Source organism: Pseudoalteromonas sp. SR45-5 (assembly GCF_014163565.1).
Classification (GTDB): Bacteria; Pseudomonadota; Gammaproteobacteria; order Enterobacterales; family Alteromonadaceae; genus Pseudoalteromonas; species Pseudoalteromonas distincta.
The window spans coordinates 1-958 of sequence record NZ_JACJDN010000960.1 but is presented as its reverse complement, the minus strand read 5'-3'; the positions used below and the strand labels follow the sequence as shown (position 1 = coordinate 958).

The following is a 958-nucleotide window of genomic DNA, read 5'->3' as shown; positions in this document are numbered from 1 at the left end:
CCCATTTTTGTAAGCTCTGCTTTTACGCTATCGGTTAAACCTATGTGTGTTCTAATTATATTTTTAGGCCACAGTTGATGATGAAAACGAGGGCTATTTACAACCTGCTCTGCAGTCATATCAAACTCTACCGCATTTAAGATAGATTCGTACACAGAGCTAATAATCGTTGTGCCACCTGGCGAGCCTGTCACCATTTTAACGGTGTTGTCTTTAAGGAGTATTGTAGGCGTCATAGAGCTAAGCATACGCTTGTGCGGCTGTATTTCGTTAGCTTTGCCGCCTATTGCACCAAACACATTCATAACGCCTGGTTTGGCACTAAAATCGTCCATTTCATCATTTAAAATAAACCCTGCACCTTCAACAACTACACCGCTACCAAACCCTAAGTTTATTGTGGTGGTATTTGCGACAGCGTTACCCATTTTATCAACAATTGAAAAGTGTGTAGTTTGCTCACTTTCTTTAAGGCCCGGTTTAATATTTTCGGTAGTCGAGATAGCGGTTAACGAAATGCCATTACTGCGCTCTTTGAGGTAGTTAATATTAGTTAATGCGTTGACTGGTACATCAAAAAAATCAGGATCGCCTAAGTACTCCGCCCTATCTGCAAATACACGTTTACCTATTTCAGAAAGTAAGTGTACATACTGAGTAGAGTTATGCGCTAAGCCCGCATCTGGTTTTTGTAGCTCATACATTTTAAGCCACTGTAAAATAGCAATACCACCTGAACTCGGCGGTGGAGAAGTAAGTACTTCATAACCATTCCAACTCGCTTTAATAGGTGTACGTGATTTAGCGGTGTAACCTTTTAAATCATCTTGATTAATTATACCGCCATGTTGGTGCATAAATTTAGCAATAATATTTGCAGTTTCGCCTATATAAAACCCATCTTGGCCGTTATCACGGATACGCTTTAGCGTTGCCGCTAACTCGGGTTGCTTAAATA

The 958-nt window shown here is 40.4% G+C and carries 1 protein-coding gene; it reads right to left on the bottom strand.

Features of this window, described 5'->3' with window-relative positions; genetic code table 11:
* Nucleotides 1–958: gamma-glutamyltransferase family protein (locus tag H5072_RS20365; RefSeq protein WP_182694625.1), on the bottom strand; the 958-nt coding region annotated here is incomplete at both ends.